This window comes from Wolbachia endosymbiont of Armadillidium vulgare str. wVulC, assembly GCF_001027565.1.
In the GTDB taxonomy this organism is placed as follows: domain Bacteria; phylum Pseudomonadota; class Alphaproteobacteria; order Rickettsiales; family Anaplasmataceae; genus Wolbachia.
Genome location: NZ_ALWU01000005.1, coordinates 108,731 through 133,553, shown reverse-complemented (window position 1 = coordinate 133,553; position 24,823 = coordinate 108,731). Strand labels below are relative to the sequence as shown.

The window sequence follows — 24,823 nt, the reverse complement described above, 5'->3', positions numbered from 1 at the left end:
GAGCAGCAGGATCAATAAAACTCATGTCTGAGGTTTACCAGACCAGCAATTATTCATGTTGTATTTCTTCTGAAAATTGCGATAGGTATGCGACATAAAATCTTAATTTCACGAATTTTATGCTCCACCGGCTTTGTTGCATAGCCACTTATGTTAACATTTTATATGAAAAATTCACGCAGCCATTTCGAACTTAGGGGGAGTGTTAAATAAACTGTGTCAAACCAAGAAATAAAAATATAATTGATATAAAAAAACGGAGGTTTGACATGAGTCAAGTAAATAAAACTACCGGTTTGGTAGATTATAAAGATGTCGTCTATACGAGAAGGAAGACCGCTAACAGGAAGAGATAACACCGTTTATAAAAAAGCTGCTTGAGGCAAGTCTGGAAGGTGAAATAGAACACCACTTGTCTGGTGAAAGCGAAGAAAATAATCGAAGAAATGGGAAAAACTTTACGTACAACTCATTTGAGTTGTTAACACCTAGAGACAGGGAAGGAAGCTTTGAACCCCAAATAGTTAGAAAAAGACAAACAACAGAACTTGAAGCAAAGGTCTTAAGCACATTTGCCAGTGGCATGGAGATATAGCGTCACATATTGAGGAAATTTACGATCACAAAATATCGGCGGCAGAGATATCAAGTATTACTGACAAACAGTAATCAACGAATGGCGTAGTCGTCCGCTGCAGTCTGTATATCCGATAGTTTTCATGGTTTTTTAAGGAGTTGTGTAAGTAAATGTATGTATAATATATTAGCAAAATGGCAGAAAAGAAGTTTTATTTAGCTGAAAGTGAAGTTCTGGTTGGGAGTACTAAATGATCTCAAAGAGAGAGGAGTGGAAGATATTCTAATTGCATGTGTAGATGGGCTAAAAAGCTTTCCTGCAGCAATAAACGGTGTGTTCCCTAATGCAGAATGTGTATAGTGCATCAGATACGTAACTCACTGAAGTATGTAGCTAGTAAAGAGTTTTTTGAGTGATTTAAAGAAAAGCTTCAAGTAAGGAAATTGCCGAGAATTATCTGTTGGAATTAGATGAAAAATGGGGCACAAAGTACCCTATAATCTTGGCAGAATAATTGGGAAAACCTATCTGGTTATTTTAAGTATTCCGACCCAGTTAGGAGGATAATCTATACTACTAATCCCATAGAGGGGCTACATAGGCAAATTAGGAAATTCACCAAAACCAAGGGCTCATTTACTAGCATAAATGCCTTGTATAAACAGGTATATTGTGCTATAAAGAAAGTGAAGGAGAAATGGACTATGCCTGTACATGATTGGGCATTGACTATATCTCAGCTCGACATTTTCTTTCCCAACAGATTGAAAATTGAGTTGAATTAAAAATGCAGTTTGACACAGTTTATTTAACACTCCCAACTTAGGCATGCCGATTGCAGTAAATTTATTAATCAAGTAACACTATTAGCAACTCTTTCTCACGATTTATTTCAGATTTATTTTTGAAACTAAATCCAATTAAACCTAAAAAAGAAATGTGATCTCAAACCGTATTTCATCATCATTTTCCACTCCTTCTCATAGTTTTCACAAGATTGTATAACTTTAATGTTGTTATTCCTTTCCGATAAATAATCTCTCTTTTTATAGACTATTGCTTTCTTTATGGGTCGTATTATAGGTTTAATATTAAGCTCCTTACATATCTTGTACACATTGGTTGCATCATATCCGCACGAAGAGACAAAATATTGCTCTTATTATCCATCTCATGCTACACGCTAATACACTGTCACGTAAAGTAGCGCTTGTAGCCATTACTTCTTTATTCATTATATTTAAGGTAATATGTAACTTTCTCACTTGAGCGAGATAATTATACTTCCTTTTCTCAACATTAGTTTTGTGGTGTTGAAAACTATTGCTGTAAATACTAATCATGCTGCTATCCATAGCAATTTCAATATTTTCTATATCATCTTTATTTATTCTACAATCATTAATCTTCATATTGAGTTTGTTTAGCCTCCTAGATAGCTTGAGAGTAGCTTCAGAACCTTTCCTATCTTTTCTAGGTACCCTTTACAAAACCTACTGCTTGCCTTAAACCTATCCTAAATAGATATGTGTACTAAAACTACAACCTTATCACTATAAACATTGTTGCCGCCAGCTGATTTCGGACTGCTTTCATACCAATTCTCTATTAATAAAGTGAAAAATATTTCCTCTTTTTTTGAGAAATTCGTTATATTCTCTTTGGTTACTTACTCTCATTTTTTGTGGCATAAGTTATACTTGTTTGAAAGATGCCTATTTTACAACAAAATGTGTTAGTACCATACATTTTAAAGCTTTTTTCCTTCATTAAACCAACACTAGCTATGCAACAAAGCCTGCGTCCACACAAACTATAAGCACATATTCCTTAACTTGTTAAATCTAAAGCTTCATATCTTCCTTACTTATTAAAAGAATTTAAGCTAAGAATTACAACTTAAATTACGTAAAAATGTGTCAAAACATCTTTGGCTTTATAGCCTACCAAGTGAAAATTATTTTCAGTATTTTTCATTTTTCTATTGACTTTTAACACAACTGCTTATATCGCTGCCTTTTACATTAATTATGTTTTTGGAAGGAAGAATTGTACGTACTTTACTCTCAATTTTATCTCTTATTTCATAATCTGGCGAATTAAGGATAGCATAGATATCAGGATGAAAGTTAATATGTAATGAATGAAACTACAGTTATCTTACCTGTCAATCTCACCAAAGACTATATCGAGTGAACCGATAATTGCTGCAACGTCGGCAAGCATATGTCCTTTTGCCATGAAGTCTAAGGCCTGTAAATGTGCAAAGCCAGGTGCTCTTATTCGGCACCTGTAAGGCCTATTGGTACCATCTGAAACTATATATACTCCAAACTCGCCTTTTGGTGCCTCAACAGCTGTGTAAGCTTCACCTGCTGGTACATGATATCCTTCTGAATAAAGTTTAAAATGATGGATCATAGCCTCCATGGATGTTTTCATTTCTGCTCTTGGCGGTGGAGAGATCTTTCTATCTTCAGTTTTTATTGGCCCTTCAGGCATCTTCTCTATACATTGCTTCACCAAGCTTATAGATTGCCTAATCTCCGCCATTCTAACTAAATAACGATCATAACAGTCACCATTTTGGCCAATTGGTATATCAAAATCTAGCCAATCATATATCTCATATGATTGGCTTTTTCGCAAATCCCAAGCGAGACCAGCAGCACGCAACATTGGTCCACTAAAGCCCCAATCAAGCGCCTGTTTTATTGATATTTCACTGATTCCTACAGTGCGTTGCTTCCATATCCTATTTTCTGTTAAAAGTTCATCAACATCATCTATATACTTTGGAAATTGTTCTATAAACTTTGCAATATCCTCAATCAAACCTTCTGGAATATCTGCTGCAACTCCACCTGGTCTTATGTAAGCTGCGTGAAATCTTGCACCTGAGGCTCTTTCATAGAACTCCAGTATTTTTTCTCTTTCTTCAAAGAGCCATAAAAGAGGAGTCATTGCTCCAACATCAAGTGCTTGAGAAGAGACATTCAGTAAGTGATTTAGTATCCTTGTCAGTTCACAAAATAAAACACGCAAATATTTTGCTCTGATTGGAATTTCACATTGCAACAATTTTTCAACGCATAACGAATACGCATGCTCTTGTGACATTGGTGACACATAATCAAGGCGGTCAAAATAAGGCAGAGCTTGAAGATACGTTTTATGTTCTATTAACTTCTCAGTGCCGCGATGCAAAAGCCCAATGTGGGGATCTGCTCTTTCGATCACCTCGCCATCCATCTCTAAAACAAGACGTAGCACCCCATGTGCAGCTGGGTGCTGTGGTCCAAAGTTTAACATCATTGTCTTTAGATCGGGCATGCTTGGTAGTTTAAGATATTGAAATTGTATAGGCTAAAATGTGCTTAAAGTCAATAGGCTTCTTGCACGGGCACAACTATCGTTACAACAGAAAAGCCCTTACAAACTTCACCACCTTCTTATGATCTGATAGACAATGTTTATGTTGCACGTACAATTATTATACTTGTGTTGATTAAGGCAGCAAAATTATGTATAGATAATTTTGACTAAAAAATAGTTTTTTAAGTCCTATTTTAGAGTAATCAAAATTAATGAAAGACAATAAATACAGTTTAGGTTTAAGGATTATTCATTGGTTAATGTCTGCTCTTATTATTGGCATGCTTTGTTCTGGCTTGTACATGAAAAGTTTGCCGATTAGTAGTGAAATTAAATTCAGCATATACGCTATTCATAAGGCTTGCGGTATCACTGCTCTTGGATTAATTATAGTACGCGTATTTTTTCGCGTCTTTACTTATGTTCCGCCATTACCAGCCAATTTTTCTCGGTTTGTAATCAATGCGAGCAAAACGATACACTTTGGTTTATATGCTTTGATGGTGCTAATGCCACTATCTGGTTATGTCATGTCTTCTGCTTCTAGCAAAGAGATCAAATATTTTTTTCATATCCCTTTGTTAATCAATGAAAACAAAGAGCTAGCTAGTGCAGCTAATCAGCTACATTCGATGCTTGCATATTTTATGGTAGTCTTTATAACTTTGCATATACTTGGTGCTTTAAAACACACATTTATAGATAAACAAAACATTTTTAAACGTATAATATAGGTTATATGTTAAATAGCCTCTGGAAAAAAGGAACAGATTTTCTTAGTAGTGAATTTGCCATAATGGGTGGTGCTATGAGCTGGGTTTCGGAGAGAAATTTGGTTTCAGCAATCTCAAATGCCGGTGGATTCGGCGTAATTGCATGCGGTGCAATGTTTCCAGACTTACTGAAAAAAGAAATCATAGAAACGCAAAAATTAACTCATAAGCCATTTGGTGTAAATCTAATTACTATGCACCCAAAGTTAAGTGAGTTGATAAATGTGTGCATTGAAACGAAAGTGAGCCATATAGTGCTTGCCGGTGGACTACCAACGAAGCCTAATATAGAAAAAATCAAGAGTGCGGGCATTGAAGTTATGTGTTTTGCACCAGCATTAAGCCTCGCGAAAAGGTTAGTAAAAATGGGAGTAGATGCGTTAATAATAGAGGGAATGGAAGCAGGTGGTCACATAGGTCCAGTCAGCACTTCTGTTCTTGCACAAGAGATACTGCCTTATTTTAAAAATGAGAAAACACCGGTGTTTGTTGCAGGTGGAATAGGAAGAGGCGAAATGATAATGAACTACCTAAAGATGGGAGCAAGTGGCTGTCAAATAGGCACATTATTTGTCTGCACTAATGAGTCAATCGCTCACAAAAATTTTAAAGAAGTATTCATCAAATCAGCTGCGCGTAATGCAGTATCTTCTATACAGATCAGTGCTGATTTCCCTGTAATTCCAGTAAGAGCTATAGCTAACAAAGCAAGTGACGATTTTATGAAGCATCAAAGAGACATTATCGATAAATATCAAAATGGACAGACCTCAAAAGAAGAAGGGCAACTTGAAATAGAAAAGTTCTGGGCTGGTGCTTTAAGAAGAGCAGTAATTGATGGAGATGTTGAAACAGGATCTTTAATGGCCGGTCAAAGTGTTGGTATGGTTGATAGGGAAAAACCTGTAAAAGAAGTGATAGGTATGTTAGTTCAACAAGCAGACAATTATACCAAAAGCAAATTTGTAGAAGTAGAAAATTCGGAAAGCAAGTAGCTTCGTAATAAGCTAAATAAGGTATAATTGCCCAAGTTTAACGTAAAATTAACGCTAAAGAGGTATCTATACATTTTGTTATGTACGGAGAAATGTTATGCTAGGTACTTTAAAAAAGCATAAGAGTAGTGAAGTAATTATTAATCGACAATTGCACAACACTATATACAAAAAGGTAACAAAAAAAGAGCACAAACATCCAAGCCCACAATCTGAAAAAGACAGAACTCTGAAAGAATGCATAGAGTTGTTCAACAAAGGAGCTGATCCTAACGTATTAATTGAATTAGAAAAGTCACTGAGAGAACAAAAAGAATATTATAAATATTATATTGACAACTTCCTTCCAGCATTGAAAACAAAAGTGATAGAGTCAGAGAAATTAACAAAACCTTCAGTACTTAGCAATGAAGGAAAATCATCACAAAGATCACCAACAATAAAAGGGAAAATATTAAGAATAATTGCAAAAATTACTATCGAGAGCAGCGATAAGGATCTTTCTATTAGTACTATTCAAAATCAAAAAAATCATCAAACAGATAGACGAGTTAATGACATGAGATTATTTAAGAATAAAAGTTTTTCTAATGAAGTTGCATGTGCTGAAAGTTCGGGTAGTAGTGCTTTGGAAAGGGGTTCTTTAGCTAAGGGTGTAAGTGGAAAAGGAACCCCTGGAACGTACAATACATTGAGAAATTCAGGTTATTATGGTGCTTCAACAGTTCCTACATCAGAACAATCACAAGCAAGAAAGGAGATTGCACAATCACAATTGAATGGCTCCTTTAGCCAATCTTGTGAGGATTTAAAAAATAAAGACCCTAGTACAACTGCAGATGCTGTAGAAGTGCTAAGCGTTGCAAATACTTCTAAACTCAGTAGTAGCAATGACTCAGATAGTGAAATAAATTCACCTGGCTTGGTATCAAGTAGCAGGAGGAGCAGCTTAACTTCAGTAACAAGCAATTCATCTGAGGAAAGTGTAAGCACAACATTAAGCTCTACTGAAGAAAGTAACGGTTTGCAACCAAAGGATGAAGGAGAGACAAAATTAGCACACCTAACCAAAACAAGGCCCAAAGGGCCAAGCGGAAGAAGACCCTCTTCTAAATATCGTGAGAAGAGTGAAGTTAAACAACCCAATAACAGAAATCTTCACGTTGCATTTGTAGCAGGTTGTGCTCTCTCCACAATAGGGTGCATTGTTGCAGGAGCAATGACATCAGGACTAGTAGGAGCAGCAGTACTATTTGCTACGGCTGCAGTGTTTGCTATAGCAGCAGCAGTTGAATTGTATTCAAATGTTCTGTCAAGTAAATTGACATCCATTAGTGTGAGTCCTCTTATTGACAATAAAGAGCTTACGGCATAGTAAAAATTAAATATGAGTTACTTATGATGAGCAAGTGAATTCGGTTCTTGCCTATTGATGTAAAAATTGTTATAGTTGAGAAGTATCTTAAAGGTATTTAGCTGATGCATATTCAATTGGGTAGGGTTTTTGCTATTGTAGCCCTGTTAAGTTTTATCTTCATGTCATGTCCTAGCAAAGCAAGTGATGAGTTAAAAAACATACCAGAAACATTAAAGACTTTTTTTTCTTCATTTTCAGTTAAAGATACTATGGAAAATATGAGTCCTTCGACAATTATAGGGTTATGTATAGCTACAGTGATACTTGCAGTAGTGTTCAGAGGTTTGATTTTTTTCATGATAATGTTTGGCGTACTGATCATGATGTTTGGGAGTACAGAAAAAGCAACAGATTACTTGAAAGAAAAATTCAACTTTGCAAAAGATATACAGTTACAATCCGATAGCAAAAAAGAAGATAAGAATTAAGTTTTATGTTTTTTAGTTATCTTTTTATTGAATACGCATAATATTGTATGCAGCTAAAAGTACCGGCCACTAGCTCTCAGTCTAAAAAAAAGAACAATTTAGCATTACTAGAGAGTATTAATTTAGATTTTATCCCTTATGCTTGCCACTACGATGAAGAAACTATACTAACAAAACAGGGGGAATTGTTAAAAATAATCAAATTAAAAGATTATTCTTCAGTTGATAACCACAGCGATCTTAGAACTGAAATTAGAAAAAGCATATCAAAAAATATCAAAAGCTTATATTTTACCGTTTGGATTCATACTGTCCGAAAGCACAACAAACCGAGCTTACAGTGGAATAAAACTGTAGACTTCTCCGATCAGTTACATTCAATATGGTTTAATAAACTAACTGATAGTAAATTACAGTATATAAATGAGCTGTATATTGTGGTGTTATTTAGTGATTTTGGCAAGCATATTAGTAATACATTTTTTTGGGGTGTTATAAAGAGTAAACATAGATTATTCTTACAAGAAAATCATCAAGAATTGCAAAGGGTGACTGGTCTGATTCAAAAAGATTTAGAACCTTTTGGAGCTAAAAAGCTGGGCCTTAGGTTTAGTGAAGGCAAAGTATATTCTAAGATGATGGAATTTCTCCATTATATTATTACATTAACCCACAAAGAATATCCAATATATGAAAAGGATCTATCGCAACATGTTAAAAATCTAAAAGTAGCTTTTGGATTCAACACATTTCAAACAATATTTGGAAATCAACAGAAGTTTGGTTCTATTTTTTGCATAAAGGAATATCGAGAAATCTCTTTGGAAAATATAGATAGATGTTTGCAACTTGACTCTGAGCTTATTATTACAGAGGTAATAATATTCACTAGTAATAGCAAAGCAGTCAAAGAATTCAAAAAACAAATTAATATATTGCAGATCAGTGAGGATAACACCTTACTTCAAAATTCAGAAATAAAGGAAATAATAGAACTTGAAAAAACTTCTGTTATGGATTTTTGTCAACAGAAAATTATTTTTACAATCTTTGCAGATGATAAGAACAGATTAGCTAAAAATATTAGCGATCTATCCTCTGTAATGTCGTTAATTGGTTTGATGGTGTTTAGAACTGATCTACACATGGAAAATCATTTTTGGGCGCAGCTTCCTGGAAATTTTGCTTTTGTTACACAACCGAAAAATATATTAGAAAAATATGCTTGCAGCTTTGCTATGTTGCACGATTTTACATCGGGTACATTAAAAGGGGGAAGGTGGAAAGAAGCAGTAACAGTCTTTTTTTCAAAAAAAGGAAGTCCTTATTTTTTTAACTTTCATGGAAAGAAAAATAATGGTCATACCACGATACTTGGAGCTCCAAATTCAGGCAGAACCTCACTGATCAATTTTCTACTGTCGAAGTCAAGAAAATTTAATCCCAGGATTGTAATATTAGATAATACTGGAAAATCAATAATCTTTACTAAAGCAGTGAGTGGCCAATATTACATAATTGATCCAAAATGTAAAGATAAAAGTCTAAAATTTAACCCACTGAACATTGAAGACAGTGCTTCTAATCGCAATATGCTGATCGAATTGATCAAAAGAATGGTTGCAGATGCGAGTTTGGTGGACGTAGAAGAAAAGATAAAAGAAATTGTAGATTCTATATTTGCTATACCAAGAGAATCGCGCTCTATTTCTCAAATTTTTGAAGTGCTTTTACTTCTTGGGGGTAAAATAAATAAATGGTGCGGTGATGGTGAATTTGCTTACTTATTCCAAGATGGTGATGAGTCAGACATTGACTGGGAAACAAAAACCATATCTCTCAATACTGCAAATCTCACTAAGCAAAAAGAATGTATGTCCGTGATACTTTACTATTTTTTATACTCTTTTGAAGCAAAATGTGATGGCTCGCCTGCAATACTTGTTTTGGATGAAGCATGGGAGATAAGTAATATTTTTCCTACAGAGGAAGAGTTTGACGACTGGATGCATAGGATGACAAAGTTGAATGTTGTAGTAATTCTAAGTACTGAAAACTTAACTCTAGCACTTGCTAGCAAGTTTACTCAACATTTAGATAAACATGTTGATACAAGAATCTTTATGCCGAACGTTAATGCAGACATGTCATACATGAAGGCATTTTCTCTATCGAAAGAGGAAATGGGTATTATTTTGCGAACACCAACGCAGGAAGGTTTATTTTTGATAAAGCAATACAAAGGTTTAGTAACTTTAAGTCTAGATTTGAAAAATATGAAAAAAATACATGTGCTTTCGGCTAATAAAGAGACTATAAAGTATATGTATGAAGCAATAAAGGAAAAGGGCGAAAAAGTGAGTAAGTGGTTACCGGTGTTCTATGAAAAATGTAAAGTTTAAAGTCAAATTTTTTTTCCTAGTGCTAATTTTGCTTGGTGCAAATAGTGGGTACCCTGCTCCGTCGTGTCCAAACTTAGTAAAAACTAATACTCATGCTGAAGAAATTGTAAATAAGACAGGTAAAGGCTTGTGGAAGATTATTAGCTTTGATTGGGGCAATGTAAATTATGATGATCATCTATTAAAAAATATTAAAGTGAGTCCAGTGAGAAATCAAGGTGTTGATGGTTACTTTAATCCGAGAATTAGAGTGTGTGATTATGAAGGAGATAATTGTTATGAATTGTATAATAAACAGTCTTGTCAAAAAATATACGGAACTCAAGGGAGTGGTGCTGGAGTTTCTGCAGCAGTTTTCATCGATTGGCAAGGAACAAAAGAGGGAGATAAGTTGGAAAATGGCATGAACTGGGAGTGGGCAAAAGATGTAACTGAAAAAGAGCGAGAAAAATTTGCCAATTCTCCTAAGGTGTGTGCTTGTAGTCAAAAAATTGCTTGTGCAGACTATTCAACAAAACTTTTCGCACGTGCGACTTCTGTAGGTAAAGATGAATGCGATGTTTGCTATCAAACAAAAGTACAATGTGTCCCTGTGCCACTTGCGCCCGGTCCTCCTCCGTTTTGTGAGCAACTTGCGATGTCACCTCCGCAAGTTAGAATTTTTCCTATAAGCAATCAAGACAACGATTACTTTCATCCAAGAGTTGGAGTCATTGTTGGTGAGCTGAAGGAAAGAAGGGAGCTACCTTTTCCACGCGTTGTTTCAAGTAATGAGAATATTCAAAGTGCTCCATACTCTATTCCAGATAAAGATACCCACCATCACTTTAAAACTTATAGAAAAAAAGGTCGGCTCTGCACTGAATATTATGGTACTGAGAGAGAAGAGTCCGAAAGAAAATTACAATTTCCTGCTCGCTGTTTCCCAGCACCGCCTGCTCCAGAGCTTGAAGAAGTGAGCATACCAAAGCCTGATGAGGGTAAAGGTGAAAATACATTAAAAGTAAAAATGAAGATGAGTGAGAATGTTTGCACTCATGATGCACGTGGAACTCACAATAATGGAGTCTGTACTTTTTATGTTAATGCGAATTCTCCTACATACGTTGGCCATCTACCTTTAAAAGTAGTAAAGCCGGTAATAGTAGCAAAAACAACTGATAGTAGTAACAGTAAAAGCGATATCGATAACATAATAGAAGGTATATTAAAAAATAACTCTCAGTTTGAGGTTTTAAAAAAGTATGGTTATGTTCCTAATATCGAAACAGAATGTAAAGAGCTTCAGGGTAATAAGTACAAGCTAGATAACTCAGGATATCCAAAAGTAGAAATAAAATATAAAGAAAATTCTAAAAGTAAAATGCTCTGCCTTTCTGGTTGGCAGCCAGAACCGGAGGAGTTTGCTCTTGAAAAAGAAAGTGAGCTAATACCGCTAAAATCAGTGGGGGCAAGCTATGCTAAATACAGTACTGTTTATTCAAAGGAGTCGAATCAACTTTATTATTTTCCTTGTAACGAAACAATTGAGGTTTTAGCAAAGCCGCAAAATGAGCTGGATGAGATAATATTCAATAAGAAGGAATATATTTTCATTCCTGAAGAAAATAAGCCTAGAGATAATTGCATGACGAAAGAGGATAAAGAGATAGATACAAAACAAAATTGTAACAAATGCAAGATAGTATATGAATTAACAGATGGAAAGCATGAAGAAAAAAATTGCAATCAAGGTGATGATGGTTGCCTTTGCTTTGATGGAGTGTGTAGTCGCTCAACACAGTATGTAGATAAGGATGATAAGCCGTTTTACTTAAGAGTTTCACAAGATGAAAATGGCGTTGTAACGAAGTTAGATAATCCAATTAAAGCAAATAGAACAGAAGTCTTTTTCGCTGATAAATTATGTAGGTTCGATTTAGAAGGTTTAAAAAAGAAGTTAAGAGAAATAATTAAGAAGCAATTGGAAAGTAAAAAGCAGAATATTGAAGAAAAGAATCGAAAACTTTATGAGCTTGGAGATGGCTATACAGATAACTTATCGGTGTATGATTATGTTGAAATAGAGGCATGGGGAGGTGGTGAAGCTGGTCATGTAATTGGCAAAGCTCATTCTACTGTAAATAAGCCAGGAAGGCCAGGTGATTATATTAAAGCTAAACTAAAAGTCAACCCTAGTTATCCATATATTAAAGTAAAAGTGACAGAAGGAGGTGGTGGGCAAGAAGATAATGAATCTAACAAAGATGGGGGACCTACTTTAATAAAAATGTGCAGAAACTCTTCAGAAGTAAGTTGTAAAGATTTAATTACTGTTGCAGGCGGGGGTACATACAGAACCTATGGGGGGAGAGATTACAAAGATACAATAATTCATGAGCAAAATTTAAAGCTAGAAGAAGAAGTTGTAAAAGGAGATGAGTTAAACTCTAGAAAGGATAATAAAATAGCATACATAAGGAATGGTGAGATTGGATATAAAGATGTAACAAAATGTAGTCAAAGCTACACTAATAAAATATATGGTGCTGGCGGTTGTATCAACAAAAGCACCAAAAGTTACAGTAAAGGTGCTCCTGGTTATGTGAAGATTAAACCTATGTTTGACAAAATTAATAAAGAAAGAGTAAAAAAAATAGATGATGCTATTGAAAAAATGATACAAAATCCAAATGATATCATAGCCATTGATGATTCTTTAATAAATAAACTTGATAAAGAGATTATTGATACCATTAAAGAAGAAATTAAAAAAGAATTATTAGGACTATAGTCAAAGAACTCTGGGGAATGTTCAAAAAAGTGTGTCAAACCGAATTTTTAGTTCAACTCGGGAACGTTCGGGAGTGTTAAATAAACTGTGTCAAACCAAGAAATAAAAATATAATTGATATAAAAAAACGGAGGTTTGACATGAGTCAAGTAAATAAAACTACCGGATTGGTAGATTATAAAGAATTAGAAACCTGTCGTCTATACGAGAAGGAAGACCGCTAACAGGAAGAGATGACACCGTTTATAAAAAAGCTGCTTGAGGCAAGTCTGGAAGGTGAAATAGAACACCACTTGTCTGGTGAAAGCGAAGAAAATAATCGAAGAAATGGGAAAAACTTTACGTACAAGTGCAGGCTCATTTGAATTGTTAACACCAAGAGATAGGGAGGGAAGCTTTGAACCTCAAGTAGTTAGAAAAAGACAAACAAGCCTACATCCCGAACTTGAAGCAAAGGTCTTAAGCACATTTGCCAGTGGTATGGAGATATAGCGTCACATGTTGAGGAAATTTATGATCACAAAATATCTGCAGCAGAAATATCAAGTATTACCGACAAATTGCTACCGATAATCAATGAATGGCGCAGTCGCCCACTGCAATCTGTATACCCGATAGTGTTCATGGATGGCATGTTTTTTAAGGTCAAGGAGGATGGGCATTGTGTAAGTAAATGTATGTACAATATATTGGGCATAGACCAAAATGGTAAAAAAGAAGTACTGGGCTTTTATTTAGCTGAAAGCGAAGGAGCTAACTTCTGGTTGGGTGTATTAAATGACCTAAAAGAGAGAGGTATAGAGGACATTCTGATAGCTTGTGTAGATGGACTAAAAAGCTTTCCTACAGCAATAAATAATGTGTTTCCTAATGCAGAAGTACAGCTATGTATAGTGCATCAGATAAGAAATTCATTGAAATATGTATCTAGCAAAGATGTGAAAGTTTTTATGAATGATTTGAAAAAAATATATCGTGCTACAAGTAAAGAAATTGCTGAAAATTATTTGCTTGAGCTGGAAGAAAAATGGGGCGAAAAGTATCCGTTAGTTGTAAAATCTTGGCAGAATAATTGGGAAAATTTGTCCAGTTATTTCAAGTATTCAGGTCCAGTTAGAAAGTTAATTTATACTACTAATCCTATTGAGGGGCTGCATAGGCAGATCAGAAAATTTACTAAGACCAAAGGCTCATTTACCAACACAAACGCCTTGTACAAACAGGTATATTGTGCTATAAAAAAAGTAGAGCAAAAATGGGTCATGGCTTTGCCTAATTGGGCATTAACTATTTCTCAGCTTGATATTTTCTTTCCTAACAGATTGAAAATTCAGTTGAGCTAAAAATGTGGTTTGACACAGTTTATTTAACACTCCCTATATAGAAATTTTTTATAATAAACAGCGTAGACATTCTACATTGCATTCCTGAACTTTTTATTTTCATAGCAAAAACTTCTTTACTTCCTCTCTACTTTTTCTGGGTAAGGTCAATTCTCTGATACTCTATTTGCATATAATGCTCGTGTAATGCCTCTTCTCCTCCTGTTTCATGCAGTTCTTTGAAGCGGCAAATGTATCTCCTCTTGAATATCCCATACGCCTGTGATACATTTCCTAATTGCTTTGCAAGTTCTCCAACTTTGGTTTTAGTATTTTTTCTTCTCATATCTGACACTCCTTTATAATTTGTTTATATTTTTATCTTACTTTGTTTCCCTGTCAGATTAAGTCTAAACTATTACAATTAATACGTGCCTTTCAGAAATAACTTATCAATCTACCAAGCCTAATTTACGAATTTGATGTAAAATCTCAATAGTACCACTCTTTATTCCTGTTTTTTTGGTGTTGTTTGCTATGTTAAGCAATTTTTTGGGATTAAGAAGCAAATTGATTAGTAGCTCTATAAGATTTTTTTCTGTTTTACTATTTTGCTCAACCGTTACAGCTGCTCCCGAATTTTCAATATGCTTTGCGTTATAAAATTGATGGTTATCTTTTGAGTGAGGATAGGGAATGTATATAGCAGCACGTTTAGCAAGAGTAATCTCGGCTATCGAGGTTGCTCCTGCTCTGCTAATTACCAAATGAGCATTGGCCAGTCTATTCTCCATATCATCGAAAAATTCACTTAACTCACAATCAATCTCTTCACTTTTGTATAGACTCTTGACTTTGTTCATATTTTTCTTTGTGCATTGCTGTATTATTCTAATCTTCTTTTTCACTTTAATAGGCAAATTACAAATTACGCTGCTCACTACATTATCAAAAAAATTTGCACCTTGACTGCCTGCTATTATTAACACGTTTAAGACTGTTTCAGTACTAGAATAGTCTTGTGCTTCTATATCGACAAAATTTCCTGTAAAAACGCATTTACTACCTTCTGCATACTTAGTCTCTGGAAAGCTAGTTGCAATTAATTTTGCACTCTTGAAAAAGAATCTATTTACCCTCCCTAAAACTGTATTTTGTTCATGTAAAATTATAGGTATAGAAAGAATCTTTGCTGCAAGAAGAGTTGGAAAAGAAGCATAGCTACCAAAACCAATGACTAGTTTTGGTTTCAATTTTCTGATTTTATATATTGCTAGTGCACAACTATACATTAACAAAAAGAGAAACTTCAATTTGTTGCCACTTGGCTTGCACAATGGTAAAATATAACCTTCTACATTGATGATTTTTTGGTCAGTGAATAATATACAATTGTATCCTTGTGTCTTTAGTGCTTTTGCTAAAGTTATAGCTGGAAAAATGTGTCCGCCTGTACCGCCTGTTGCTAGAATAATATTCATCTGTAAGTAGCAATTTGATAATAGATTGTTAATCACTTTTTAATAATTTGCATGTAAAATTTTATTAAGCTTTATGATAGTTGAGTTAAAAATGCCTAAAGGTAGTAACAGTAAAAAAGAATCTAACGTGAAAAACAACCCTCAAAAACAAAGAGAGGGCAGAAGCGGAGGTTTTATAAGATTGTTAAAAAGCATTATAAAAGCTCTTTTTAACTCAGTTGTTGATCTACCTCAGCAAGAACAACTCAATAAAAACATTGATAGACAACAAGGTTTAGATAGTAAAAGAAAAAGCCCAGAGGATCTTAATAAGGAAAAAAAGCTTGAAGTGAAAGAAGCAGCTGAAGGGTTAAAAGAAAGGTTACAGAAATCTGACGCTGGTACTCAAATTGCAGCACAGCACAACATTGACAACTCCAAAACGATAGAACGTTAATTCAACTATTCAGCGATTCACCATCTGCAGCAAGTACTGATACGTGTATCATCTCTGAAATGGTTGGATGAGGAAAAATCGTAGATTTCATGTCACAGTCTGTTCCCTCTAGTTGCTTTGCGAGAGCAAAATTGCTAATTAACTCTGTTACTTCTGCTCCTATCATGTGAGCTCCAAGAAGCTCGCCTGTTTTTTTATCTATAATCGTTTTCACTAACCCTTCAGTTTCACCTAGTGCAATAGACTTACCATTAAATTTGGAGTGAAATTTCCCTACTTTTATATCATATCCATTTTTTCTTGCCTGTTCTTCAGTCAAGCCAACACTTGCTATTTGTGGATGGGAATAAGTGCAATTTGGTATGCACTCTTTTTTTAACACATGGACATTTTTACCAGCAATCTTCTCAATGCAGATTACAGCTTCATGACTTGCTTTATGCGCTAAACATGGCGGACCAGCGACATCACCTATTGCATACACGTTCGGCTCATTTGTTTCATACCACTCATTCGCTTCAATAAAACCAGAAAGACTCAACTTAATTTTTGTGTTTTCTAAGCCTATATTTTCAGTATTTGCTTGAACACCAATTGCAACAATCATTCTATCAAATTCTTTGCTTTCACTGCTACTCAGTTGCACTTGAACAGAGTCTTTATTTTTAGTAAAAGTTTTTACACTGCTGCTTGTATATATTTTTATTCCCTGATCTGTAAATATTTTTCGTGCTAAGCTTGAAATCTCCCTATCTTCCAGCGGCAAAATAGTGTCTTTTATCTCTATAACTGCTACATCAACTCCCAAAGTACTATAAAAACTTGCAAATTCTATCCCTATCGCACCAGAACCTATGATTAGTAGAGATTTTGGTAACTTCTTTGGAGTCATAGCGTGCTGCGCATTCCATATTAAATCTCCATCTGCTTCTATTTCAGGAAGATTTCGTGCCCTCACGCCTGTTGCTAAAATGATATGCTTGGAAGAAATTTCCTCCTCCTTCTTATCATTAAGAATTTTTACAGTATGGTTACCTGTAAGTTTACCGAAGCCTTGATGAACTTTGATGTTATTTTTTTTCATCAAATACTCAACGCCATTTGATAGCTTACCAACAACGTTTCTTGAATATTTCACTATCGATTGTATATCAAAACTTGCATTTTTTACTTTTATACCAAATTCGTCTGATCTTCTTATTAATCTATAAATTTCAGATGCTCTAAGTAGCGATTTTGTTGGTATACATCCCCAATTTAAGCATATACCGCCTAAATTTACTTCCTTTTCAACAATTGCAGTTTTAAATCCAAGCTGCGCCGCTCTAATTGCTGCTATATAACCACCAGGACCGCTACCTATAACTGTAATATCATACTTATTCATCAGTTTTCTTCGTGTTCAAAAGACTATATATAACAGATGGAACCAGTATGATCAATGCTCAGGTACATAGAAGCAACTTGACAAATCTTGCCAATTCCCTTATTATAATATTGAAGCTATATTATTTAACTTCCCAATCTGTGCAGATTAAAACGACAAGAAGACTTGTATTTGGCGTACTATTTTTGCACTATGTGCATGATATGTCTTTATAAAATTTCCGGATTTTTCCCTATACAAGCTGAAACGGGCTTATAAAGCGTTTAAGATATCACCCAACGTCAAATTTTAAAATAAAGAGTAAGCTACTGCGGGGATTCCTTGTCTTTTTCTTCTGCTGGTAAATTTCTTAAACATTTATAACTTAGATTAATTGCATTTAAAAGCAGCTAAATTGCAGTGTTTAAGACTAAAAAGCGCCGATACTGAAAATAAACAATGGCTGGGGATTCTTTTGCCTTTTTTTGCTTAGTAAATTTCTTAATATTTATAGCTAAAAGAGACCGAAAATGGTGGCGTGTGAAGCTGATTCACTTTATGACGAGGAGAGTAGACCGGTGGAACTTCCCCAACCAGTCTCTTGCAGAACTGTACGGAAAGTAGAGTAGGTAGCCAACGAGTTACTGTTAAGCACTTTTCCAACAACCCCTCTCCGAACCACGCATGACTGTTTCCATATCACGTGGCTCTCCGATAATCTTTACATGTAATAGTCTAGACTTAATCTGACAGGCTAATAAAGTAAGATAAAAATATAAACAAATTATAAAGGAGTGTCAGATATGAGAAGAAAAAATATTAAAACCAAAGTTAGAGAACTTGCAAAACAATTAGGGAATGTATCGCAGGCATGTAAAGTGATGGGATATTCGAGAGATACATTTTACCGATTCAAAGAACTATACGAAACAGGAGGAGAAGAGGCATTATATGAGTGTGCCAAGAAAAGCGTTTAGAAGACAGTTGGTCAACCTAGGCAAAGTCTAGCCAGCAGCCTAGAACAGACCATTATGCTGCGTAAGGTAACGAGCGTAGTAAAGCTAATGGAATGGACAATGCAGGGTACAACGAAAGTGAAGGTATTGAGTTCCGAAATCTTCAATATCATAGAGGTCGACATTTTTCATATGATGGAAGACAGCATGAAGGGTAACGATAAGGCAATATAATGCACCCCATAAACTAGACCAAAAAAAAATGGTTAATCCGAGTAGGAAGGTAAAGGGGTAAAAGTATGGCAACAAAAAAATATGAACCAGAGTTAAAAGCAAAGATAGCTTTGGAAGCAATAAAAAATCAAAAAAGCACATCTGAGATATGTAGTGAATATAAAATACCATCAACAAATCTATATGATTGGCGTGATAGAGTATTGGCAAGGTTAAAAGACCTATTTGTTGAAGAAAGTGAAAGTGCGAGAAAACAAAGAATCTTAGCGCAAGAAATAGAAAGTTTACATAAAGTAATAGGAGAATTGACAGTGGAAAATAGTTATTTGAAAAAAAAATTACTGAAATAAGCAAAAAAGATAGAGTAAGGTTTATAGAAAAAGATTCTGATCTGTCAATTAGGAAACAGGCTGATTTATTGGGGATTTGCAGATCTAGCCTATATTATAGGCCTATAATTAATAACGAAAGTGAAGTAGCAAATTTGATTCAATTGGCTTCTGATTGCCGTTATGGATATCGTAAAATTACTGCTGAAATCATAGCGAGTGGAGTAGTAGTCAATCACAAAAAAATCTTAAGAATTATGAAAAAAATGAAGATTAGTGGGCTGTATTGTAGAAAAAGATGTAATACAAGTATTAAAGAAAAAAAGCATAAAATATATCCTTATTTACTCAAAGATTTGATTATTTGCAGAGTTAATCAGGTATGGGCTACTGATATAACATATATTATGGTAGAAGGTAAGTTTGTCTATTTTGTGGCAATAATGGACTTGTATAGTCGCTATATTATTGCTCATTCATTATCACCATATCTCGATGCTGGATTTTGCCTTTATACTCTCAAAGAAGCTCTAAAACAAGGTAAACCTGAGATTTTTAATAGTGATCAAGGGATGCAGTTTACTAGCTACAACTTTATTATGGAATTAGAGCGTGCTAATATTAAAATCAGTATGGACCATAAAGGACGTTGCTTCGACAATATATTTGTTGAGCGCTTATGGAGAACTTTAAAGCAAGAAGCTATATATTATTATAGACCAAATAGTATCAGAGATTTGAATCTTATAATAAATGATTTTGTTGCTTGGTATAACTATAGAAGGCGACATCAGACTCTACATTATAAAGTTCCTGCTGATCTTTATTATCATAAACAGTAAATGAATATGTTGATAAATACTTTAAATGTGTGTCGACGTATTTATCAACATATTCATTTTAAAAATCGGATCACTTTGAAAAAAATGGTCTAGACAAATGGGTGCACTATAAACTGCAGGAACCAGTCGATTTGATGAAAAGCGAGATAAGCAAGAGGCTAATCCTCAAGCTTTAGAGTAGCGATGCAAATCACTGGGGCGCGTAGTAGTGAAGAAGTGGTTGTAATGACCATGGAGCAAAGGGGTTGAACTAGTTGATTTTAGTAAATCATTCAACTTGAAGGAGGATGAAAATGATTGAAAGAACAAAGCCTTTTAACATACCAAAATCTCTAGTGTTTTTGGCTTATAAAAGAGTTAAAGAAAACAGAGGAGGAGCAGGTATTGATAATTGAAAAGTTTGATCAAGACTTAAGCAAGAACCTTTACAAGCTATGGAATAGGCTATCATCCGGTAGTTATTTTCCACCTGCAGTGAAGGCTTGTGATATAACTAAGGCAGATGGAGGGACAAGGACACTTGGAATACCAACTGTCTCGGATCGTATAGCACAGGAAGTTGTAAGAAGTGTTTTAGAACCAGAACTTGAGAAGGCATTTGATGAAGATTCATATGGTTATAGGCCAAATAAATCAGCATTAGATGCCATAGGACAAACCAGGAAGCGATACCAAAATTGGTTAATAGAGTTTGATATCAAGGGAATGTACGATAACATAGACCACAATCTACTGATGAAAGCAGTCAGAAAACACACTACAAATAAATGGGTTATCTTATACATACAAAGATGGCTAAGTGCAGATATGCAACTTGAAGATGGAACAAAGATAAAGCGTCTCAGCGGAGTGCCGCAGGGAGGTGTAATTACCCACTGCCATTAAGTTAAGGGAAAGAGAAGTTAAGATTGGACAAAAAATTTGAAGCGATTGATAATTATGGTAAATACTAGGGTGAATTTTTAAGAAAAGGGAGTCTGAAAAGTGCAAGTTATTTAAAAAAGTAATAATTGCAGGTTATTTTGCAAAGAATGTACTAATGCAATGATACTGAAAAGATATCTTGGGAGTGTTAAATAAACTGTGTCAAACCACATTTTTAGCTCAACTGAATTTTCAATCTGTTAGGAAAGAAAATATCAAGCTGAGAAATAGTTAATGCCCAATTAGGCAAAGCCATGACCCATTTTTGCTCTACTTTTTTTATAGCACAATATACCTGTTTGTACAAGGCGTTTGTGTTGGTAAATGAGCCTTTGGTCTTAGTAAATTTTCTGATCTGCCTATGCAGCCCCTCAATAGGATTAGTAGTATAAATTAACTTTCTAACTGGACCTGAATACTTGAAATAACTGGACAAATTTTCCCAATTATTCTGCCAAGATTTTACAACTAACGGATACTTTTCGCCCCATTTTTCTTCCAGCTCAAGCAAATAATTTTCAGCAATTTCTTTACTTGTAGCACGATATATTTTTTTCAAATCATTCATAAAAACTTTCACATCTTTGCTAGATACATATTTCAATGAATTTCTTATCTGATGCACTATACATAGCTGTACTTCTGCATTAGGAAACACATTATTTATTGCTGTAGGAAAGCTTTTTAGTCCATCTACACAAGCTATCAGAATGTCCTCTATACCTCTCTCTTTTAGGTCATTTAATACACCCAACCAGAAGTTAGCTCCTTCGCTTTCAGCTAAATAAAAGCCCAGTACTTCTTTTTTACCATTTTGGTCTATGCCCAATATATTGTACATACATTTACTTACACAATGCCCATCCTCCTTGACCTTAAAAAACATGCCATCCATGAACACTATCGGGTATACAGATTGCAGTGGGCGACTGCGCCATTCATTGATTATCGGTAGCAATTTGTCGGTAATACTTGATATTTCTGCTGCAGATATTTTGTGATCATAAATTTCCTCAACATGTGACGCTATATCTCCATACCACTGGCAAATGTGCTTAAGACCTTTGCTTCAAGTTCGGGATGTAGGCTTGTTTGTCTTTTTCTAACTACTTGAGGTTCAAAGCTTCCCTCCCTATCTCTTGGTGTTAACAATTCAAATGAGCCTGCACTTGTACGTAAAGTTTTTCCCATTTCTTCGATTATTTTCTTCGCTTTCACCAGACAAGTGGTGTTCTATTTCACCTTCCAGACTTGCCTCAAGCAGCTTTTTTATAAACGGTGTCATCTCTTCCTGTTAGCGGTCTTCCTTCTCGTATAGACGACAGGTTTCTAATTCTTTATAATCTACCAATCCGGTAGTTTTATTTACTTGACTCATGTCAAACCTCCGTTTTTTTATATCAATTATATTTTTATTTCTTGGTTTGACACAGTTTATTTAACACTCCCGATATCTTGAATTTAAAACACATGTTTTCTAGCTCTTTTCTGGTAGTTGAGTGAACGAATATCAGATATCTTATGACGATCAACTCTTCTCCCTTTTCTTACCACTAAAGTGTTCATCAAAAATAACTGTGATAGTCGATCCATAATGCAGTCTATGTCTGACTCTGTAGAAAAAATATCAAAGGCTAAGTTTTTAATCGCATTAAATGAGACAGATTTATTGATGCTTTTTTTTAGTTTACTATTCTGTGCGCTCAATGTCTCTTCATCATCTTCTATCATGATACTTTCTAGATTACTGATGAAGATAGTTGACCAAAAATCCTGCTTGATAGTTTCAATACTTTTTCCTGTGAAATTCTCTAAATTTAATCTTCCCTTCAGCCTAGAAAAAAATGTTTCTACTCCCCAGCGCAAGTAATATAATCTCTCAAACTCTTCGACTGTAAAACTTTGCTCATCTAACAGAGATGTTACTAACACTTCAACTTCTCCAGAAGAAAGTATTATTTTGACTAACCTGAATTTCATCTCATCAGGTAATCCTAGCTTTCGTAGCTGTCTTGCTACTTTAATAGGTGCTACCACCATACTAGATGGGCTTTCCGGCTTAAACATAGCGTTTATTTCATTGAAAGACGAACTTGGACAGCGAATTATATAATTGATTTTCCTTCCTGTAAGCTCAGCAAGAAATCGATAAGATACGTATCCTCTATCACAGATTAACAAATCGTCTGATTTTATGGATTCAAGCATACCGATCGCTAAATCAACCTCATAGCTGTCACCTCTACTTAGCACAGATTTTATTGCAATATTATTTAGCACATCGTAGCAAACTTCAAAGGTTGCACTTGTATAGTCTTCAAATCTCTGGATTCCATTCCATACTGCTCTTGAGCCAAACTCGCCTATTATTTTGTCGCTCTTTGGCAGAATCAGTATTGAAGCATCAAATGCAAGTACTCTGAAGCCATGGTGGGTTTTAAATTCCTGATCTTGGTAGTATAGGGAAACTATATCATCATTTAACTCTGAAAACGCAGTATGCTTTAGCTTCTTTCTTGCTTGAGTAAATGCACTTGCCGTAATTGTGTAATCTTTTCTTGTATGCAGAACAAACTCATTAAGCATTACTTGTAATGACTTTACACTCTTTCTAAAAATCAGGAGAAATACATTAATGAAGGGCAGCTTTCTTTTTCGTGAGAAGTCTTTTGAGGATGCTCTGTGTGCGTTTATAAAGTTTAAACTCATCAATTTATTTTTTATAAACATGATTATTCTTTTTTTTACTCATGTCATTACTTCTTTTAATTTGTGGATCTTACCTGATTTTACAATACAGTCCATCACTTTCCCTTAACTTAATGGCAGTGAATTTTTCACCCCCCTTGAAATTAAAACAAAAGGTGGTAGACAAGATGTCAAACACAGATAGCTCAACTACAAGCTGGTTTTTGTTGTAGTTATTTTCTCACTTTCTTTACTTGCTTTAATTAATTCATCAAAGTCAGATTCATGTAATTTATCTTGTATAACTCTATACTTTTCGTATTCTCCTTCAGCTAGAGCTTTTGCAACTTCAGCACTAACTTTACCAGCATCTTTAAGCACTTCATAATCATTGAACAATAGAAATGCATCCAACTTTTCAACCCAATTCTGCATTTTCATTAGCCGATGCTTTCTTGCTTGAAGTTCCGCATAATCTAGGAAACAATATGATTTAGTTCACTCAACTCTTTTTCAGTCAAGTAGTTTTTTGCAGTACTCACATCACTCTTATGAATTTTGTTGCCAGGACCATCTTTCCATGTAGTTAGCCCCATATTTGGTTTTTTGTGGTCAACTCGAGAATATATTAGCTCTGCTGCAGTCAAGCCATAAATCGCCCAATATAATTTATTCTGTACTTTTGCGTAAAATTGTTTTGTTATTTCCGAATTTGGATCATAATCTGCAGAGCATTCAGCATAAATGTCCGTAATCTTCTGGTAAAATCTACGTTCAGATACTCCTGATTTTTTCAAGTAATTCATTGAAGTACAAACTTTGGGCCGTTTTTTAGCCGTTCGCTATCTAATGCAAATCCTTTGATGATGAAATCTCTCAAAATTTTTGTAGCCCATACTCTGAAAGATGTAGCCTTTTTAGAATTAACTCGATAACCAATAGCTATCCAAATTATAAAATTGTGTAGGGTACTGTTTACCATCTTCAGCAGTATTCCGGAAAATCCGGATAACTGAATCTTTATCTAACTCTTGACTAGCAAATATGTTCTGTAAATGCTCACTAATTGTTCTAATATTAACATCAAACAACTCCGCCATTCTTTTTTGTGTAAGCCAAATGTTTTCATCTCGATACAAAACATCAATTCTCACGTCTCCATCTGGAGTTGTATATAATAAAATTTCGTTTTCATTTATTATCATATCTACTCTACCTTACTTCAAGTAGCATATAGGTTATTTGTAAAAAAGACAAGCAACTGTAAAACTCTAAAAATAGAGAACTATCTACTTTATTCTTTAGCTGGTAAGCAGTTTTGAAATTATTTTAACTTTTTTTTAGAAAATCCCGGAAAAAGTAGTAAGAAATCCGGTATATATATAATAGAAGGGCATTGTTTCAACGAGGTAGATGCGCTTTAAGTACGAGAGCTTCAAGAAAATGTCAATCCTACCACTAACAAACAGACATTTAGTAGAAAGGAAATTTGGTAAGCTTGAGAA

Annotated in this window: 16 protein-coding genes and 7 pseudogenes; 13 read left to right on the top strand and 10 right to left on the bottom strand. The window is 34.7% G+C overall.

The genetic code is table 11. From position 1 onward, the window contains the following. The first annotated feature begins 269 nt into the window (after positions 1-269). Positions 270-1,362: pseudogene (locus tag wVul_RS08670) on the top strand (IS256 family transposase). A gap of 24 nt (positions 1,363-1,386) precedes the next feature. Here wVul_RS08670 and wVul_RS10505 read toward each other — a convergent pair. Then, positions 1,387-2,268 (bottom strand): annotated as a pseudogene (locus wVul_RS10505) (transposase); the annotation flags it as partial. Between the two features lie 469 nt (positions 2,269-2,737). Next, the gene (locus wVul_RS04015; RefSeq protein WP_047759270.1) at positions 2,738-3,910 is read right to left on the bottom strand and encodes an NADH-quinone oxidoreductase subunit D; all 1,173 of its coding nucleotides are present in this window, start codon (positions 3,908-3,910) and stop codon (positions 2,738-2,740) included. 254 nt (positions 3,911-4,164) lie between these two features. On the opposite strand from wVul_RS04015, the gene wVul_RS04010 reads away from it, so the two are divergent. The 7 genes and pseudogenes from wVul_RS04010 to wVul_RS03980 all read left to right on the top strand — a co-directional run bounded on the left by wVul_RS04010 (position 4,165) and on the right by wVul_RS03980 (position 14,083). Further along, on the top strand, positions 4,165-4,686 hold the full coding sequence (locus tag wVul_RS04010; protein WP_047759269.1) for a cytochrome b: 522 nt from the start codon (positions 4,165-4,167) through the stop codon (positions 4,684-4,686). Between the two features lie 5 nt (positions 4,687-4,691). Beyond that, positions 4,692-5,720, top strand: coding sequence for an NAD(P)H-dependent flavin oxidoreductase (locus wVul_RS04005; RefSeq protein WP_047759268.1), 1,029 nt, complete (start codon positions 4,692-4,694; stop codon positions 5,718-5,720). 97 nt (positions 5,721-5,817) lie between these two features. Continuing rightward, entirely contained in the window at positions 5,818-7,095 is a 1,278-nt protein-coding gene (locus wVul_RS04000; protein ID WP_047759267.1) for a hypothetical protein, read from the top strand. A gap of 104 nt (positions 7,096-7,199) precedes the next feature. After that, positions 7,200-7,565 carry a hypothetical protein gene (locus wVul_RS03995; RefSeq protein ID WP_047759266.1) on the top strand — a complete coding sequence of 122 codons (366 nt, stop codon included), beginning with the start codon at positions 7,200-7,202 and terminating at the stop codon, positions 7,563-7,565. Between the two features lie 47 nt (positions 7,566-7,612). Next, positions 7,613-9,967 (top strand): VirB4 family type IV secretion/conjugal transfer ATPase, encoded by a 2,355-nt coding sequence (locus wVul_RS03990; protein ID WP_047759265.1) that lies wholly within the window; start codon positions 7,613-7,615, stop codon positions 9,965-9,967. Then, positions 9,948-12,740, top strand: a complete 2,793-nt coding sequence (locus wVul_RS03985; RefSeq protein WP_047759264.1) for a glycine-rich domain-containing protein — start codon at positions 9,948-9,950, stop codon at positions 12,738-12,740. The genes wVul_RS03990 and wVul_RS03985 overlap by 20 nt, the downstream gene beginning before the upstream one ends. A gap of 140 nt (positions 12,741-12,880) precedes the next feature. Continuing rightward, positions 12,881-14,083 (top strand): annotated as a pseudogene (locus wVul_RS03980) (IS256 family transposase). A gap of 178 nt (positions 14,084-14,261) precedes the next feature. Here wVul_RS03980 and wVul_RS03975 read toward each other — a convergent pair. Both wVul_RS03975 and murG read right to left on the bottom strand, forming a co-directional pair. Continuing rightward, a pseudogene (locus wVul_RS03975) lies at positions 14,262-14,417 on the bottom strand (IS481 family transposase); the annotation flags it as partial. Positions 14,418-14,514: 97 nt separating this feature from the next. Next, a complete protein-coding gene (gene murG, locus wVul_RS03970) occupies positions 14,515-15,543 on the bottom strand; it encodes an undecaprenyldiphospho-muramoylpentapeptide beta-N-acetylglucosaminyltransferase (protein WP_047759262.1) in 1,029 nt (342 codons plus the stop codon). Between the two features lie 73 nt (positions 15,544-15,616). On the opposite strand from murG, the gene wVul_RS03965 reads away from it, so the two are divergent. Further along, positions 15,617-15,979, top strand: coding sequence for a hypothetical protein (locus wVul_RS03965; RefSeq protein ID WP_047759261.1), 363 nt, complete (start codon positions 15,617-15,619; stop codon positions 15,977-15,979). A 1-nt stretch (position 15,980) separates the two neighbouring features. Here the strand turns inward: wVul_RS03965 and lpdA are convergent, their stop codons facing one another. Next, the gene (lpdA, locus tag wVul_RS03960) at positions 15,981-17,366 is read right to left on the bottom strand and encodes a dihydrolipoyl dehydrogenase (protein ID WP_047759260.1); all 1,386 of its coding nucleotides are present in this window, start codon (positions 17,364-17,366) and stop codon (positions 15,981-15,983) included. A gap of 782 nt (positions 17,367-18,148) precedes the next feature. Between lpdA and wVul_RS03955 the strand changes: the two are divergent. The 4 genes and pseudogenes from wVul_RS03955 to wVul_RS03935 form a co-directional block, all read left to right on the top strand. Beyond that, positions 18,149-18,313 (top strand): annotated as a pseudogene (locus tag wVul_RS03955) (helix-turn-helix domain-containing protein); the annotation flags it as partial. A 63-nt stretch (positions 18,314-18,376) separates the two neighbouring features. Then, the gene (locus wVul_RS03950) at positions 18,377-18,535 is read left to right on the top strand and encodes a hypothetical protein (protein ID WP_153295526.1); all 159 of its coding nucleotides are present in this window, start codon (positions 18,377-18,379) and stop codon (positions 18,533-18,535) included. 65 nt (positions 18,536-18,600) lie between these two features. Further along, positions 18,601-19,706 (top strand): IS3-like element ISWpi17 family transposase gene (locus tag wVul_RS08660; protein ID WP_153295427.1). Its coding sequence is split into 2 segments (ribosomal slippage): positions 18,601-18,874 and positions 18,874-19,706, totalling 1,107 coding nucleotides; the frame shifts between segments, so codons are not numbered across the junction. Between the two features lie 384 nt (positions 19,707-20,090). Continuing rightward, positions 20,091-20,591, top strand: a complete 501-nt coding sequence (locus wVul_RS03935) for a reverse transcriptase domain-containing protein (protein WP_202966475.1) — start codon at positions 20,091-20,093, stop codon at positions 20,589-20,591. Positions 20,592-20,805: 214 nt separating this feature from the next. On the opposite strand, the pseudogene wVul_RS03930 reads toward wVul_RS03935, so the two are convergent. The 5 genes and pseudogenes from wVul_RS03930 to wVul_RS10490 all read right to left on the bottom strand — a co-directional run bounded on the left by wVul_RS03930 (position 20,806) and on the right by wVul_RS10490 (position 24,523). Further along, positions 20,806-22,008: pseudogene (locus wVul_RS03930) on the bottom strand (IS256 family transposase). A gap of 83 nt (positions 22,009-22,091) precedes the next feature. Continuing rightward, complete coding sequence (locus wVul_RS08655; RefSeq protein ID WP_076611312.1) at positions 22,092-23,360, bottom strand: IS4-like element ISWpi18 family transposase; 1,269 nt, start codon at positions 23,358-23,360, stop codon at positions 22,092-22,094. A gap of 168 nt (positions 23,361-23,528) precedes the next feature. Further along, a pseudogene (gene rhuM, locus wVul_RS10500) lies at positions 23,529-24,124 on the bottom strand (RhuM family protein). Next, a complete protein-coding gene (gene rhuM / locus wVul_RS10495; RefSeq protein WP_255351239.1) occupies positions 24,121-24,300 on the bottom strand; it encodes a RhuM family protein in 180 nt (59 codons plus the stop codon). The pseudogene rhuM (wVul_RS10500) and the gene rhuM (wVul_RS10495) overlap by 4 nt, the downstream one beginning before the upstream one ends. Next, the gene (locus wVul_RS10490; protein ID WP_238580394.1) at positions 24,242-24,523 is read right to left on the bottom strand and encodes a hypothetical protein; all 282 of its coding nucleotides are present in this window, start codon (positions 24,521-24,523) and stop codon (positions 24,242-24,244) included. Before wVul_RS10490 ends, rhuM (wVul_RS10495) begins: the two co-directional genes overlap by 59 nt. Positions 24,524-24,823 lie beyond the last annotated feature (300 nt).